The organism is Jatrophihabitans cynanchi (genome assembly GCF_027247405.1).
GTDB lineage: Bacteria > Actinomycetota > Actinomycetes > Mycobacteriales > Jatrophihabitantaceae > Jatrophihabitans_B > Jatrophihabitans_B cynanchi.
In genome coordinates, this window is record NZ_CP097463.1 from 3,312,477 (window position 1) to 3,328,178 (window position 15,702).

The following is a 15,702-nucleotide window of genomic DNA, read 5'->3' on the forward strand; positions in this document are numbered from 1 at the left end:
CGACCATGTCCGACTACACCTTCGGCGTCACCCTCGACGCCGGATTCACCGATACCGTGCAGCGCACCCGCGCGGCACTGGCCGAACAGGGCTTCGGCGTGCTCACCGAGATCGACGTCGCCGCCACCATGAAGGCCAAGCTCGGCCTCGACATGAGCGCCCACCTGATCCTCGGTGCGTGCAACCCGCCGCTGGCCCACCGCGCCCTCGAACTCGAGCCCGCGATCGGCGCGCTGCTGCCGTGCAACGTCGTCGTGCGCACCCTGGACGACTCGCACACCCGCGTGGAGGCGATGAACCCCGGTGTAATGGTCGAGGCGACCGGCAACCAGGACCTCGCCGACGTTGCCGAGCAGGCCGGCACGCGCCTGGCGGCAGCCCTGGATGCGCTGGCCGCCCCGGACGACGCGGCACAGGGGGACGCCACGTGAGCGGGGAGCTGCGCGTGCGCCACGTCGACGGCGACCGGTTCACCGTCGACGTGCGCGGGCACCGCGTCACCGTCGATCAGCCGGTGGGGGACGGCGGGACGGACACCGCGCCCACGCCCACCGAGCTGTTCGTCGCCGGACTGGCCAGCTGCGTGGCGTTCTATGCCCGGCGCTACCTCGTCCGGCACGAACTCGACGCGAGCGGCCTGGAAGTCACGGCCAGGTACGCGGTCGGCGGCCGTCCGGCACGCGTCAGCGAGCTCGCCGTCCACATCACCCCGCCCGCAGCCCTGCCCGCAGACAGGCGCGATGCGTTCCTCGCCGTCGCCTCGCACTGCACCGTCCACAACACCCTGCACGAGCCACCCGCCGTCGACATCGTCCTCGACAGCTAGAGCCGCTGGTACCTGCCGAGGACAGTGCGTATCGGACGGCGAAGCGGCGGACGTTTCACGACAGCACCCGGGGCAGCGATCCGCGCGTCACGTCGTCACGGGGGTCACGTCGTCACGGCGCCGCGAGCGGGTCCGACGGCGTGAGCGGATCGGCGAAGCCGGGCACCCATTGCATGGCGATCGCCCGGGCGCGCACGGTGCATCCCAACTGGGCGAGGATGTTCATCCAGCCGCCGCACACGCGCGCGACGAGCATGTGCTCGGCGGGAAGGTTCAGCTGCCGTCCGGTCTGCTTGTAGGCGTTGCTCTGCAGGTTGGCCACGCGCGCTCCCTGCGCGGCGATCCACTCGCGGTCCGCGTGGAACTCCGCCACCCGCAGCGGGTCGGCGAGCGCGCCCAGCCAGCGCAGCACGTCCTGCGCGGTCACGTTGCCGGTGACGAAGCGTTCCGCGCGCATCAGCTCCATCATCGGCTCGGCGTCGCGGTCGGCGGCGAAACGCAGGATGCGGCCGAGTACGCGCGGCAGCCCGTTCGGCAGCACGGCCACCGCGCCGAAGTCGATCACGGCGACCCGCCCGTCGTCCTGGACCAGGAAGTTGCCGGGGTGCGGGTCGGCGTGCAGCAGACCGATCCGGGCGGGCGAGGAGAACATCAACCGGATGACGATGTCGGCGATCCGGTCGCGATCGGCTTGCTCGGCGGCAGTCACCTCGCGTTGCTGGATCAGCTTCGACAGCGCGACGCCGTCGATCCACTCGGACACGATCACCTTCGGCGCCGAGGCGAGCACGCGCGGCACCCGGATCTCGCGGTCATCGGCGAACTCGGCGGCGAACCGGCGTTGGTGCTCGGCCTCGGAGCGGTAGTCCAGCTCCTCGATCATGCGGTCGCGGACCTCGTGGATCAGTTCCCGTGCCTCGAGCCCCGGCACGACGAGGTTGAACAGTCGGGAGAATCGCTCCATCGCCTTCAGGTCGGCCTGCAACGCGACGTCCGCGCCGGGGTACTGCACCTTGACCGCTACGGATCGCCCGTCGTGCCACGTGCCGCGGTGGACCTGACCGATGCTGGCCGCGGCCGCGGGCACGTCGTCGAACTCGCGGAAGTGCTTGCGCCAGTTGCGCCCGAACTGGTCGTCCAGCACGCGGTGCACCCGCTCGGCGGGCAGCGCCGGCCCCTGCGCCTGCAGCTTGGTCAGCGCGCGCTGGTACGGCTCGGCCAGCTCGGCCGGGATCATCGCCTCGTAGACGGACAGCGCCTGGCCGAGCTTCATCGCGCCACCCTTGAGCTCGCCGAGCACCGCGAACATGTGCTCGGCGTTGCGCTCCAGCGTGGCCGCAGTGATCTCCTCGGCGTTGCCGCCGGCCAGCCGCCTGCCCCATCCCGCCGCGGCCCGCCCGGCGAAGCCGAGCGGCAGCGCGGCCAGCCGAGCCGAGCGCACCGCGGCCCGCTGCGGAATGTCGCGGGACGGTTTGTCAGGCATCCTCGTCCTCCCGCCGCTCAGTGTCCGGCATCGACTGCGGCCGCTGCGGGCGCCCGGAGCAACGTCCGGTACAGGTGGTGCAGCATCGCGGCGAACGCCAGCACCCAGGCGCCCAGCGCGACCCAGCTCTCGTTCGCGCCGATCGCCTTGACGATCGGCAGGTGATCGGCCTGGCCGAGGTAGTGCCCGCCCACGCCGTACATGCCGAGCGGGAAGACGATGCTCCACAGCGGCGCCTCGTACCGCAGCGGGATGCGATGCACCAGGTGCCGCCACACGCCGGCTGCGACCAGGGGCGGGATCAGCCAGCTGCCGAACGTCCAGAACACCACCGAGGCGCCGGCGATCAGGCCGCGCGTCGCCGCCACCATCGGTGCGTCGGCCATCTGCACGATCCGCGCGCCCGCCACCACGGTGATCGCGGTGGCGCCCATCGACACCCAGTACGGCGGCGTCAGATCAGCCGGACGCAGCGGGTAGAGCAGCATGCGGGCCGCGACGAAGATCCCGGCCGCGGCGTACAGGAACACGCCGACCGACCACGAGAACACCGCGAGCAACGCCAGCTCGCGACGCCCGATCGTGACGGCCGGTTCGAGCGCGGCCGCGAGCACCGCGATCGACTGGCTGGCGACCACCCAGATGAACCAGGTGCCGTTCGCGAACTGCACGACGGGACGTCCGGCGTATCCCAGGACGGCGGTCCACGGGATCACGTAGCCGAACAACAGCCAGGCCAGCCAGCCGCCGGCGAGCAGGACGAGCGCGACCACGTGGTGCTGGTCGGCGGCCAGCCGGGTGCCCAGCACGTCGGTGGCGGCGACGAAGGTGAAGTAGCCGAACGCGCGCGCCGGCTCGGCGAGATCCTCGGCCACGGCCGCCCGGAACCGGATCAGCCGCCAGCTGTAGAGCGTGACCAGCACGACGTACTCGACGCCGGCCAGCCACAGCAGCGCCACCGACACCGCGTACGCATGGTGATTCAGCATCGCGATCGAGACGATGCCGGTGGCCATCACCATCGCGAAGTAGCCCGGGTTCAACGTCCGGACGGCATCGCGTACCCGGCTGGACAACAACTCGACATCCTCCGCGCGCAGCGATGATCGGCTGCCGCGACCCTAACGGCTCGGAGCGGGTTACCGCATCAGCCGCGCACGCGGGCGAGCACCAGCCCGATCGGGATGCTGACCAGCACGATCACGATCAGTGCGCGGTAACCGCGCAGCAGCCAGCCGGGGCGAGCGCCGGCGGTGCCGGTGAGCAGCAGCGCCAGGGCGAGGACGAGCAGCACCCCGCCCACGTCGGTGAGCCAGACGATCCCGGCGATCGTCCCCGCGATGACGGCGGCGTTGCCGACGTTCCAGGCGGCGAACTCGACCGCGAGCACTGCCGTGGACGGGGGCGCGCCGGCCAACCAGGCCTGCCCGGCGCCCAGGGCGAGCTGTCCGACCCCGCCGACAAGCACCAGGTAGGCGACCGCCCACAGCGCGTGCTCGGTCGGCGCGTGCGCGGTCGCGGCGGCGACGACCCCGCCCCCGACGACGCATGCCGCGCCGACCGTTGCGAACGGCAGCGCCGCCCGCAACCTGGGTTGGGACAGGGCGGCTGCGGTCATAGATCCGAGTCTATTCGTGTAAACCGTCAGGCCGCGCAGCGGTGGTCGTCGGAGCCGTCCCGCGCGCCATAGACTGGACCGAATCCACACGAACGAGATGGGGTACCGCTGTGCCTACGCGCAACGACCTGCGCAACGTGGCCATCGTGGCGCACGTCGACCACGGCAAGACCACGCTGGTGGACGCCATGCTCTGGCAGTCCGGCGCGTTCACGGCGCATCAGGCCGACACCGGTGACGTCGCCGAGCGGGTGATGGACTCCAACGACCTCGAGCGCGAGAAGGGCATCACCATCCTCGCGAAGAACACCGCGGTCGAGCACACCACCTCCTCCGGCGAGCGGGTGACCATCAACATCATCGACACCCCCGGCCACGCCGACTTCGGCGGTGAGGTCGAACGCGGCCTGTCGATGGTCGACGGCGTCGTGCTGCTCGTCGATGCGTCCGAAGGTCCCTTGCCGCAAACGCGATTCGTGCTGCGCAAGGCGCTCGCGGCGAAGCTGCCGGTGATCCTGCTGATCAACAAGGTGGACCGCCCGGACTCGCGGATCGCCGAGGTCGTCGACGAGACCTACGAGCTGTTCCTCGACCTGGACGCGACCGAGGAGCAGATCGACTTCCCGATCGTGTACGCCTCGGCCAAGGCCGGCCGTGCCTCGATGACCAGGCCCGAGAACGGCACGATGCCCGACTCGCCGAACCTCGAACCGTTCTTCCAGACACTGCTGGACACCATGCCACCGCCGTTCTACGACGAGGCCGCCTCGCTGCAGGCACACGTGACGAACCTGGACGCCTCGCCGTACCTGGGCCGGCTGGCGCTGTGCCGCGTCCACAACGGGACGATCCGCAAGGGCCAGCAGGTCGCATGGTGCCGGGCGGACGGCTCGGTGCAGCGGGTCAAGGTGACCGAGCTGTTGCTGACGCGCGCGCTGGAGCGCTACCCCGCCGAACAGGCCGGCCCGGGCGACATCATCGCGATCGCGGGTATCCCGGAGATCACCATCGGCGAGACGCTGGCCGATCCCGACGACCCACGCCCGCTGCCCGTGATCACCATCGACGAGCCGTCGATCTCGATGACGATCGGCATCAACACCTCGCCGCTGGCGGGCCAGTCGGGTAGCAAACTGACCGCGCGTCAGGTGCTGAACCGGCTCGAGGCGGAGCTCGTCGGCAACGTCTCGATTCGCGTGCTCCCGACCGAGCGGCCGGACACCTGGGAGGTGCAGGGCCGCGGGGAACTGCAGCTCGCGATCCTCGTCGAGATCATGCGGCGCGAGGGGTTCGAGATCACGGTCGGCAAGCCGCAGGTGGTCACCCGGACGGTCGACGGCAAGCTGCACGAGCCGATGGAGCGGATGACGATCGACGCGCCGACCGAATACCAGGGCGTCGTGATCCAGTTGCTGGCGCTGCGCAAGGGCCGGCTGGAGCAGATGGTCGACCACGGCACCGGCTGGATCCGGATGGAGTACCTGGTGCCCGCGCGCGGGCTGATCGGGTTCCGCACCGAGTTCCTGACCGAGACGCGCGGCACCGGCCTGCTGCACCACGTGCACGAGGGCTACGAGCCGTGGACCGGCGAGATCCGCACCCGGCCGACCGGCTCGCTGGTGGCCGACCGGCGCGGTGCCACCACCGGGTTCGCGCTGGCCAACCTGCAGGAACGCGGCACGATGTTCGTCGGCCCCGGCGTCGAGGTGTACGAGGGCATGATCGTCGGCGAGAACTCGCGTGCCGACGACATGGACGTCAACCCCACCAAGGAGAAGAAGCTCACCAACATGCGCCAGTCGTCCGGCGACGTGTTGATCCCGCTGATCCCGCACCGGGTGCTCTCGCTGGAGCAGGCACTGGAGTTCTGCCGCGACGACGAGTGTGTCGAGGTGACGCCGGCGAACGTCCGGATCCGCAAGGTGGAGCTGACCGCCGAGGCCCGCGCCAAGGCGCGCTCGCGCAACCGCAAGTGACCTGCACCCGCGAGTGGCGACCCGGCACGTCGAGTGGCGAGGAATGACGCGCCACTCGGCGCCCGAACTCGCCACTCGGCGGATTTCGAGGGCGGCATAGGCTCGACCGCGTGACGCGACTTGGCGGCGAGCGGCTCGTGCAACGCATGCGCGGCTTCGGCACCACGATCTTCGCCGAGATGTCCGCGCTCGCCGTGCAGACGGGCAGCGTGAACCTGGGCCAGGGCTTTCCGGACACCGACGGGCCGGCCGAGTTGCTGCAGGCAGCGGCCGACGCGATCCACGCCGGCCACAACCAGTACCCGCCCGGCCCCGGCATCCCCGAGCTCCGCCACGCCATCGCCGCACACCAGCAGCGCCACTACGGCCTCGACTACGACCCGGACGCCGAGGTGCTGGTCACGGCAGGCGCCACCGAGGCGATCGCCGCGACCGTCACCGCACTGGCCGGACCGGGCGACGAGGTCGTCATGTTCGAGCCGTACTACGACTCCTACGCGGCCACCGTCGCGCTCGGCGGGGCGACCCGCCGCGTGGTCACCCTGCGCCGAGACGGCGGCGGCGTAGCCGGCGGGGGATGGGCGTTCGACCCGGACGAGCTGCGCCGAGCGATCAGCGCGCGAACCAAGGTGATCCTGCTCAACACCCCGCACAACCCCACCGGCAAGGTCTTCACCACCGACGAGCTCGAGATCATCGCCGGACTCGCCCGCGAGCACGACCTGGTGGTCGTCGCCGACGAGGTCTACGAACACCTGACGTTCGACGGACGCCCGCACGTGCCCATCGCGACGCTGCCCGGCATGCGCGAGCGAACCATCACCATCTCCAGCGCCGGCAAGACCTTCAGTGTCACCGGCTGGAAGATCGGCTGGCTCTGCGCGCCGCCGGACCTGCTCACCGCCGCACGCACCGTCAAGCAGTTCCTGACCTACGTGAACGGCGCGCCGTTCCAACCCGCGGTGGCGGCCGCGCTCGGCGGCGACGTCTCGGCCCTCGCCCCGCGGTTGCAGGCGCAGCGCGACCTGCTGTGCGAGGGGCTCTGGCAACTGGGTTACGACGTCATCACCCCGCAGGCGACCTACTTCGCGACCGTCGACGTCGGCCGGGACGCCGTGGCGTTCTGCCGCGAACTGCCGGTTCGAGCCGGCGTGGTCGCGATCCCGAGCAGCGCCTTCTACGACTCGGACGCCGGCGACCGATATGTCCGGTTCGCCTTCTGCAAGCGGCCGGACGTCCTCAACAACGCCCTGGCGCGGCTCAAGGAGGCTGCCCCGTGAAGGTCGCGGCGATCCAGCACGACATCGCCTGGGAGGACGCCGAAGCGACGCGCGCCCGCCTCGTCCCGCTCATCGCCGAGGCAGCCCGCGACGGCGCCCGGCTCATCGGGCTCGCCGAGATGTTCGCGACCGGCTTCTCGATGCGACCCGAACGCGTCGCCGAGGACGAGGGTGGTCCCAACGAGCAGTTCCTGCGCGAGCAGGCGGCCCGGCACGACGCCTGGCTGGTGGCGTCGATCGCGCAGCGCGGTGCCGACGGCCGCTTCCGGAACAACTGCGTTCTGGCCGCTCCCGACGGCGCGGTGCACCGCTACGCGAAGATCCATCCGTTCAGCTACGCGCACGAGCACGAGCATTACGCCGCCGGCGACCAGTACCTCACCGTCGAGGTCGACGGCCTCCGCGTCACGCCGTTCGTCTGCTACGACCTGCGCTTCGCCGACGAGTTCTGGGCGTGCGCCGAGGTCACCGACCTGTACGTCGTGCCGGCCAACTGGCCCGAGCCCAGACGCGAGCACTGGCGGACGTTGCTGCGTGCCCGCGCGATCGAGAATCAGGCCTTCGTGATGGGCATCAACCGGGTCGGAGCCGCCAAATCCGTCACACATGTGGGCGATTCGGCGATCATCGACCCGATGGGGCGCACGCTCGCCGAGGGCGGTTCCGGGGAGTCGGTGCTGACCGCCGAGGTGGATGCGGCTACCGTGAGCGCCGTGCGTACCGAGTTTGTGTTCCTACCCGACCGTCGGCCGCCCGGAGGCGGTTGACTGCGTCACGGCGAGCCCGGTGGACACCTCACGCCCGCGTATCACCAGTATTAACTATTGGTCACGATCGGGCGTCAGGGCTGGCTGTGGCTTGTTTCCCCAGCAGACTGCGACTTGAGTTGCACGTTGGCCGGTGGACAGATCGTCCCCGGACCATTTCACAGGAGGTCACTCACCAGTGAGAGTCCACAAGGGCAAGGCGGCGCTCGCCTGCGCGACGGTGGCCGCGATCGCCATCAGCGGCTGCTCGAGCAGCGGGGGCGGAAACAAGGGCGGCAAGGGAGCGAGCGGCGGCACGCTGATCTACGGCGAGTCGACGGACTTCCCCGAGAACCTGATGCCGCTCATCGCGGCGGGTAACTCGACCGCGACCGCGAACCTGGAAGTCCGGATGCTGAACGGTCCGTTCCAGATCACGCCGCAGTTCACGTTCCAGGCAGACCCCGACCAGGTCGTGGGCAACCCGACGTCGGAGCTGCAGGGCGGCCAGCAGGTCGTTACCTACAAGCTGAACCCCAAGGCGGTGTGGGACGACGGCACGAAGATCACGGCCGACGACTACATCTACACCTGGAACGCGGAGAAGTCCTCGGACGCCAAGACCGGCGGTTGCGCCGCGCTGCTGAGCACCACCGGCTACGACCAGATCGAGTCGGTCACCGCCGGCTCCGACGACCACGAGGTCGTCGTCAAGTACCAGAAGGGCAAGCCGTTCCCGGACTGGCAGGGCCTGTTCTCGCCGCTGCTGAGCAAGCACGTCTTCGACCAGGGTGACCCGGTGAAGAACTGCAAGTACATCACCGACGGCTGGCCGACCGCCGGCGGCTTCCCGGCCGGTACGACCAACGGCCCCTGGATGCTGGAGAAGTCCAACATCAACGTGAGTGGCAAGAGCTTCACGCTGACCCGCAACCCGAAGTGGTGGGGCACCCCGGCCAAGCTCGACAAGCTGGTCGACGCCTACGTGGGTTCGGACTCGGACACCAACGTCAAGGCGCTGCAGAACCAAGAAGTCAACATGGTGTACCCGCAGCCGCAGCTCGACCTCATCGCGAGCCTGCAGCAGCTCTCCGGCGTGACCACCGAGGTCAACTTCGGTATCGCGTTCGAGCACCTCGACTTCAACATCAAGGACCCGCTGCTCGCGCACAAGGAAGTTCGCCAGGCGATCGCCTACGGCATCGACCGCAAGGCCCTGGTCAACGCCACCGTCGGCAAGTTCTCCGACAAGGCAAGCGTGCTGAACAACCGGCTGCTGATGACGAACCAGAAGGGCTACGAGGACCACGGCGGCGACTACACGTCGCAGAACGTCCAGAAGGCCCAGCAGCTGCTGGAGAGCATCGGTGCCAAGAAGGGCAGCGACGGCTACTACTCGCTCAACGGCAAGCCGCTCGCATTCAAGATCATGACCACGCAGAACAACCCGCTGCGTGACCAGACGATCCAGACGATCGCCAGCCAGCTGAAGGAGGTCGGCATCAAGATCAGCGAGTTCGCGAACCCGGACATCTTCGCCGACACCGACAAGCCGACCTCGCTGGTCTCCGAGGGCTTCCAGATCGCGCTGTTCGCCTGGGTCGGCGGTCCGTCGATCTCGGCCAACAAGTCGATCTACCTGAGCCCGGCCGGTGGTGGCGTGGGCCAGAACTACACCCAGGGCGGCACGCCGGAGATCGATGCCGCACTGAACGCAATGGGCTCGGCCACGAACACGGACGACGAGATCGCCGCCGCGAACAAGGCCGACAGCCTGCTGTGGGACCAGATGTACACCCTGCCGCTGTACCAGAAGCCGACGCTGCTCGCGTTCGACTCGAACTTCACCGGCATCGGTGACAACGCCACCCAGGCGGGTCCGTTGTGGAACTCGGACACGTTCGCCAAGAAGTCCTAGTCCGCCACAGCTAGAGCACGTGGTGCCGGGGCCCGGTCAACATCCGGGCCCCGGCACCAGCCATGCCGGGGCAGGTTTCCCGCGGCGATCCCGCTGGGTAGCAAACTCGGGATGGTGCTCACAGGCGCGCGGCACCACAATTGTCGCGTCGAGTCTTTAGGGGCGAGGTCTCCCGATGCTGATCTTCACAATCCGCCGGCTGGTGAGCAGCTTCTTCGTTCTGCTGGTGGCTTCGTTCATCGTGTTCATGTTCGCCGCGGCGAACTATGACCCGCTCAAGCCGCTGCGCTCGCGGAATCCACCCCCCACGCCGGCCTCGATCGAGCTGTTCAAGCAGCAGCACCATCTGAACCAGCCGATCCTCGGCCGGTACTGGGACTGGCTGCGGCACATGGTCGGCTTCGACGGGAGCTTCCCGTTCGTCAAGTTCAACTTCGGTAACGACCTCGCCAACGCGCCGGTCGCGCACGACCTCGGCCAGCGCCTGGAGATCACCACCCGGATGGTGCTCGGTGCGATCATCCTGGCCGCGATCCTGGCCATCGTGCTGGGCGTCATCTCCGGCGTGCGCCGCGACAAGGCGTTCGACGCCGTCGCCACAGTGCTCACGTTCGTGCTTCTCGCGCTCCCGACGTTCTGGTTCGCGGCCGTACTGAAGGACGGTGCGATCCGGGCCAACAACGCGATCGGCCACCGGGTCTTCTACACGGCGGGCACCGAGACTTTCGGCAGCCCACCGCCCAGTTCGATCTTCTCCTTCAACCAGGACCAGTTGCAGCACATGGTGCTGCCTATCCTCTCGCTCGGCCTGCTCACCGCGTCGGGCTGGATCCGGTACCAGCGCGCGTCGACCATCGACGTCCTGGACGCCGACTACATGCGCCTGGCCCGTGCCAAGGGGGTTCGGTACCGGACGGTGATCCGGCGGCACGGTCTGCGTAACGCGCTCATCCCGCTGGTGACCGTGATGGCGATCGACATCGGCGCGTTGTTCGGTGGGGCCATCATCACCGAGAAGGTCTACGTCTGGCACGGCATGGGTGAGTTCCTCAACCAGGCGATCGGCGCCGAGGACACCTACGCGGTCGCCGGGTGGGTGATGGTCTCGGCGATCTTCGTCGTGATCTTCAACCTGATCGCCGACCTGTTGTACGCCGTACTGGATCCGCGGATCCGGTTGGCGTGATGAGTCGGCACAGGACAGGAGGTAGGAGACCATGACGTCCCAGTCAGAGATGCTGCAGGTCGCCGAGTCGGCCGCACCGCCTCCGGATTCGGAGTTCAGCGGCAAGTCGATCTCGCAGGGCAGGCAGGCGCTCTCGCGCTTCGTGCACAGCCCGGTCTCGATGATCGCGCTGATCTTCTTCCTGCTCGTCGTCGCGGTCGCGTTCATCTGGCCCAGCTTCTACCGGTGGGACTACAACTCGATCGACTCCCGCAAGGACGCGAACGGGCACTACATCGCGCTCTCCCTGCACCCGGGCCAGAAGGGGCACCCGCTCGGCACGGACGGCACCGGGTTCGACCTGCTCGCCCGGATGCTGCGCGGCACCCAGCGCGACATCGTCATCGTCCTCGTGTCCACCGCGCTCGCCCTGTTGATCGGCATCACGATCGGATCGCTCGCCGGCTACTTCGGCACGGTCGTCGACAACGTGCTGATGCGGTTCGTCGACGTCATGTTGTGCGTCCCGGTGCTGGTGATCCTGATCATCGTCGCCAGCCGCTACCCAGGCCTGGGCGCTACCGGCCTGGCCGTGCTGCTCGGCTGCTTCGGCTGGATGGGCCTGTCCCGGCTGGTGCGCGCCCAGTTCCTCGCGCTGCGAGAACGAGAATTCGTCGAAGCGGCGCACGCGATGGGCGCGAGCAACTTCCGCATCATCTTCCGGCACATGATCCCGAACGCGCTCAGCTCGATCCTGGTGTTCGCCACGCTGTTCGCGGCGGTGTCAATCATCGCCGAGACCTCGCTGACGTATCTCGGCTACGGCGTCCACCCGCCGGACACCTCGCTCGGCCTGCTCATCTCGCAGGGCGTCGACGCCGCGCAGACGCGCCCGTGGCTGTTCTACTACCCCGGCATCCTGATCCTGCTGTTGGTGCTCGCGGTGAACCTGATCGGTGAGGGCATCCGCAACGCATTCGACCCGCGGCACACCCGGGTGCGTGACTGATGGAGTTGACCCAACACGCGCAGGGAGAGATCGAGATCGACAGCACCGAGCCTGCCCTCGACGACGTCCTGCTGACGGTCGACGACCTCCACGTGACGTTCGGGGGTGAGAAGGGCGTACGCGCGGTTCGCGGGGTCAGCTACCGGGTGCGCCGCGGTGAAACCCTGGGCATCGTCGGCGAGTCGGGCTCCGGCAAGTCGGTGACCTCACTCGCGGTCATGGGGCTGCTGCCCACTTCGGCACGCATCCACGGTTCGGTGAAGTTCCGCGGCAAGGAACTGCTCGGCGCCAAGGACAAGGCGATGTCGGCGATCCGGGGCAAGCGGATCGCGATGATCTTCCAGGACCCGATGACCTCGCTGGACCCGGTCTACAAGATCGGCGCGCAGATCGCCGAGACGCTGCGCACGCACAACCCGGGCATGTCGCGTTCGGACGTCCGCAAACGCTGTATCGAACTGCTCGACATCGTCGGCATCCCGAACGCCGTCGATCGCGTGGACGACTTCCCGCACCAGTTCTCCGGCGGCATGCGCCAGCGTGTCGTGATCGCGATCGCGATGGCCAACGACCCGGACGTCATCATCGCCGACGAGCCGACCACCGCACTGGACGTGACGGTGCAGGCGACCGTGCTCGAGGCGATCAAGGCCGCCCAGCGCGAAACGGGCGCGGCGCTGGTGCTCATCACGCACGACCTCGGGGTCATCGCCGGGATGGCCGACCGGGTGCTGGTGATGTACGCCGGTCGCGCCGTCGAGGTCGGCACCGTCGACGACGTGTTCTACCGTCCGCGGATGCCGTACACGGTCGGCCTGCTCAACTCGCTACCGCGGATGGACGTCGACGAGAAGACGCGGCTGACCCCCATCGTCGGGTCGCCGCCGTCGCTGCAGAGCCTGCCGCCGGGGTGCCCGTTCGGCCCGCGCTGCCCGCTGCACATCGCGGCGTGCGACGCGGCCGAGCCGCCGTTGGTCGAGGTCGACGGGCATGCGCTGCACCTCGCGGCGTGCATCCGCTCGGACGAGCTCAAGGGCCAGGACCGGTACGAGGCCGGGCAGGTGTTCGAGACGACCAGTGAGGACGCCGGCCTGCCGACGGACTACGCGGGGCCGCCCGAGGCCGACGCCGAGCCCGCGGCCGCGCACGAGGCGCAGACCGGGACGGAGTTCGCGCCACCGGATCGCTACCACGCGCCGGACGCCGAGCCGACGGCCCCGCCCGCCCAGCACTTCCCGCCGCAGGATGGAGATGCCCCGTGACGTCCGTGTCCGTCGAGAAGTCGGCGCCGCGCACTCCGTCCGGCGAGCCGGTGCTGAAGGTCACCGACCTGGAGAAGCACTTCCCGATCCGCAGCCGGCTGCTCAAGCGGCAGATCGGTGCGGTCAAGGCGGTCGACGGGGTGTCCTTCGAGGTCTACCCGAGCGAGGCTCTGGGGCTGGTCGGCGAGTCCGGCTGCGGCAAGTCGACCACCGGACGCGCCGTGCTGAACCTGCAGCCCGCGACGAGCGGCAGCGTGGTGTTCGAGGGACGCGAGCTGGTCGGGCTCTCACGCGCGAAGATGCGCCCGCTCCGTCGGCACATCCAGCTGGTGTTCCAGGACCCGTACGCCTCGCTCGACCCGCGCATGCAGGTGCAGAAGATCATCGCCGAGCCGCTGATCATCCACGACGTGGTGTCCGGCAACGCGCTGCGCGCCCGGGTGCGCGAGCTGATGCAGCTGGTCGGGCTCAATCCGGAGCACGCGACGCGGTACCCGCACGAGTTCTCCGGCGGCCAGCGGCAGCGCATCGGAATCGCGCGCGCGCTCGCGCTCGAGCCGCGGATGCTGATCCTGGACGAGCCGGTCTCGGCGCTCGACGTCTCCATCCAGGCCGGCGTCATCAACCTGCTGGACGACCTGCGCAGCGAGCTCGGGCTCGCGTACGTGTTCATCGCGCACGACCTGTCGGTGGTGCGGCACATCTCGGACCGGGTCGCGGTCATGTACCTCGGCAAGATCATGGAGACCGCCGCGACGCTGGAGCTGTTCCAGCGGCCGGCCCACCCGTACACGCAGGCGTTGCTGTCGGCGATCCCGCTGCCCGACCCGCAGCGCGAGCGCACTCGCGAACGCATCCTGCTGCAGGGCGATCTGCCCAGTCCGGCCAACCCGCCGTCCGGCTGCCGCTTCCGCACTCGCTGCCCGAAGTTCGCGAACGAGCTGAACGAGTCACAGCAGGAGAAGTGCATCACCGAGGAGCCGGCCCTGACGAACCGGGACATCGGCCATCCCACGGCCTGTCACTGGGCGGCGGTCGACCGGGTGCTGTGACGCTCCTCGCCGGGAGTGAGGCACGGTAACGTCGCAGCCGTGATGGCCCGACGACTGCTGCTGATGCACGCGCACCCGGACGACGAGGCCATCAACACCGGCGTGACCATGGCCCGCTACGCCGCTGACGGCGCGCAGGTCACCCTGCTCACCTGCACGCTGGGGGAGTTGGGTGAGGTGCTCGTCCCGGAGCTGGAAGGGCTGGCGGCCGAGCGGGGCGATCAGCTCGGGGGCTACCGCATCGGCGAGCTCAGCGCGGCGATGGCCGCGCTCGGCGTCACCGACCACCGCTTCCTCGGCGGGGCGGCCCGCTGGCGCGACAGCGGCATGATGGGCACGCCGGGCAACGACGATCCGCGGGCGTTCTGGCGCTGCTCGCGGGACGCGGCGGCGTTCGACCTCGCGGTGGAGCAGGCAGTTGCGGTGATCCGCGAAGTGCGCCCGCAGGTGCTGGTGACGTACGACGAGATCGGCGGCTACGGGCACCCGGACCACATCATGACGCACCGCGTCGCGATGGCGGCGGCCGAGCGCGCGGCGCAGCCCGAGGGCGCCGGCGAGCCGTGGGCGATCGCGAAGATCTACTGGTGTGCGGTGCCGAAGTCCGTCCTGCAGCGGGGGATCGACGCGCTGCGGGAGTCGGGCGGAGTCGGCTTCGACGGTGTCGAGCGCGCCGAGGACCTGCCGTTCGGCAACGACGACGACCAGATCACCACGGCAATCGACGGGCGTGCGTTCAGTGCCGCGAAACAGGACGCGATGCGCGCGCACGCCACCCAGATCAGCGTCGACGGGCCGTTCTTCGCGCTATCCAACAACGTGGGCCTGGAGGTGCTCGGCACCGAGTACTTCCGGTTGGCGCGTGGCGAACTCGCCGGCGAGCGCGACGAGAACGGGCGCGAACGTGACCTGTTTGCCGGGATCGACGCGTGAAGGCCGATCAGGCGGTGCGCTGGGCCGGCCTGCTCCTGCTCTGCGTAGCGGCAGCACTTGCGGCGCTGCTCGAGCTGCTGATCGTGCCGCTGTACGACGGCGGCACGATCATGCCGGTGACTGTGCTGTTCGGCATCGTCGGCAACGTCGCGCTGCCCCGGTTGGCTCGTGCGCTCGCCGATCGCACGGGCGCGATGGTCGCGGTGTTCGCGGCCTGGCTGTTGCCGCTGGTGCTCCTCGCGATGACGCCGCGGGCGGAGGGCGACGTGCTGGTGCGTGCCGGAGGCGCGGAGGAGAAGGTGTTCTACGCGCTGCTGCTCGGCGGCCTCGTGGCCGGGGTGGCGACGATCGTCCTCGCGCCGATGCCTCGCGGCCGCCGGCCGCGCCGCCCGCTACCCCGCTAGCCCGCCTCGCTAGCCTGCCGCGCTAGCCCG

Annotated in this window: 15 protein-coding genes; 12 read left to right on the plus strand and 3 right to left on the minus strand. The window is 69.4% G+C overall.

The genetic code is table 11. The features are described from left to right. Nucleotides 1-5 precede the first annotated feature (5 nt). Both M6B22_RS16105 and M6B22_RS16110 read left to right on the plus strand, forming a co-directional pair. A complete protein-coding gene (locus M6B22_RS16105) occupies nucleotides 6-431 on the plus strand; it encodes a DUF302 domain-containing protein (RefSeq protein WP_269442585.1) in 426 nt (141 codons plus the stop codon). After that, nucleotides 428-826, plus strand: a complete 399-nt coding sequence (locus M6B22_RS16110; RefSeq protein WP_269442586.1) for an OsmC family protein — start codon at nucleotides 428-430, stop codon at nucleotides 824-826. The genes M6B22_RS16105 and M6B22_RS16110 overlap by 4 nt, the downstream gene beginning before the upstream one ends. Before the next feature lie 112 nt (nucleotides 827-938). Here M6B22_RS16110 and M6B22_RS16115 read toward each other — a convergent pair whose 3' ends face one another. The 3 genes from M6B22_RS16115 to M6B22_RS16125 all read right to left on the minus strand — a co-directional run bounded on the left by M6B22_RS16115 (nucleotide 939) and on the right by M6B22_RS16125 (nucleotide 3,927). Next, nucleotides 939-2,309 carry an ABC1 kinase family protein gene (locus M6B22_RS16115; RefSeq protein ID WP_269442587.1) on the minus strand — a complete coding sequence of 457 codons (1,371 nt, stop codon included), beginning with the start codon at nucleotides 2,307-2,309 and terminating at the stop codon, nucleotides 939-941. Between the two features lie 17 nt (nucleotides 2,310-2,326). After that, nucleotides 2,327-3,331: a tellurite resistance/C4-dicarboxylate transporter family protein gene (locus tag M6B22_RS16120; protein ID WP_407935723.1), complete on the minus strand. Its 1,005-nt coding sequence runs from the start codon at nucleotides 3,329-3,331 to the stop codon at nucleotides 2,327-2,329. Nucleotides 3,332-3,456: 125 nt separating this feature from the next. Beyond that, on the minus strand, nucleotides 3,457-3,927 hold the full coding sequence (locus M6B22_RS16125; protein WP_269442589.1) for a hypothetical protein: 471 nt from the start codon (nucleotides 3,925-3,927) through the stop codon (nucleotides 3,457-3,459). A 110-nt stretch (nucleotides 3,928-4,037) separates the two neighbouring features. On the opposite strand from M6B22_RS16125, the gene typA reads away from it, so the two are divergent. From typA to M6B22_RS16175, 10 genes are all read left to right on the plus strand, one after another. Next, nucleotides 4,038-5,903, plus strand: a complete 1,866-nt coding sequence (gene typA / locus M6B22_RS16130; protein ID WP_269442590.1) for a translational GTPase TypA — start codon at nucleotides 4,038-4,040, stop codon at nucleotides 5,901-5,903. Between the two features lie 110 nt (nucleotides 5,904-6,013). Next, the gene (locus M6B22_RS16135; protein WP_269442591.1) at nucleotides 6,014-7,183 is read left to right on the plus strand and encodes a pyridoxal phosphate-dependent aminotransferase; all 1,170 of its coding nucleotides are present in this window, start codon (nucleotides 6,014-6,016) and stop codon (nucleotides 7,181-7,183) included. Continuing rightward, complete coding sequence (locus tag M6B22_RS16140; protein ID WP_269442592.1) at nucleotides 7,180-7,950, plus strand: nitrilase-related carbon-nitrogen hydrolase; 771 nt, start codon at nucleotides 7,180-7,182, stop codon at nucleotides 7,948-7,950. Before M6B22_RS16135 ends, M6B22_RS16140 begins: the two co-directional genes overlap by 4 nt. Nucleotides 7,951-8,128: 178 nt before the next feature. Continuing rightward, nucleotides 8,129-9,847: an ABC transporter family substrate-binding protein gene (locus M6B22_RS16145; RefSeq protein WP_269442593.1), complete on the plus strand. Its 1,719-nt coding sequence runs from the start codon at nucleotides 8,129-8,131 to the stop codon at nucleotides 9,845-9,847. A 175-nt stretch (nucleotides 9,848-10,022) separates the two neighbouring features. After that, the gene (locus tag M6B22_RS16150; RefSeq protein ID WP_269442594.1) at nucleotides 10,023-11,033 is read left to right on the plus strand and encodes an ABC transporter permease; all 1,011 of its coding nucleotides are present in this window, start codon (nucleotides 10,023-10,025) and stop codon (nucleotides 11,031-11,033) included. 31 nt (nucleotides 11,034-11,064) lie between these two features. After that, a complete protein-coding gene (locus tag M6B22_RS16155) occupies nucleotides 11,065-12,021 on the plus strand; it encodes an ABC transporter permease (protein ID WP_269442595.1) in 957 nt (318 codons plus the stop codon). Further along, nucleotides 12,021-13,283: an ABC transporter ATP-binding protein gene (locus M6B22_RS16160; RefSeq protein WP_269442596.1), complete on the plus strand. Its 1,263-nt coding sequence runs from the start codon at nucleotides 12,021-12,023 to the stop codon at nucleotides 13,281-13,283. Before M6B22_RS16155 ends, M6B22_RS16160 begins: the two co-directional genes overlap by 1 nt. Further along, the gene (locus M6B22_RS16165; protein ID WP_269442597.1) at nucleotides 13,280-14,335 is read left to right on the plus strand and encodes an ABC transporter ATP-binding protein; all 1,056 of its coding nucleotides are present in this window, start codon (nucleotides 13,280-13,282) and stop codon (nucleotides 14,333-14,335) included. The genes M6B22_RS16160 and M6B22_RS16165 overlap by 4 nt, the downstream gene beginning before the upstream one ends. A 42-nt stretch (nucleotides 14,336-14,377) precedes the next feature. Beyond that, nucleotides 14,378-15,268 carry an N-acetyl-1-D-myo-inositol-2-amino-2-deoxy-alpha-D-glucopyranoside deacetylase gene (mshB, locus tag M6B22_RS16170; RefSeq protein WP_269442598.1) on the plus strand — a complete coding sequence of 297 codons (891 nt, stop codon included), beginning with the start codon at nucleotides 14,378-14,380 and terminating at the stop codon, nucleotides 15,266-15,268. Continuing rightward, on the plus strand, nucleotides 15,265-15,672 hold the full coding sequence (locus M6B22_RS16175) for a hypothetical protein (protein WP_269442599.1): 408 nt from the start codon (nucleotides 15,265-15,267) through the stop codon (nucleotides 15,670-15,672). The genes mshB and M6B22_RS16175 overlap by 4 nt, the downstream gene beginning before the upstream one ends. Nucleotides 15,673-15,702 lie beyond the last annotated feature (30 nt).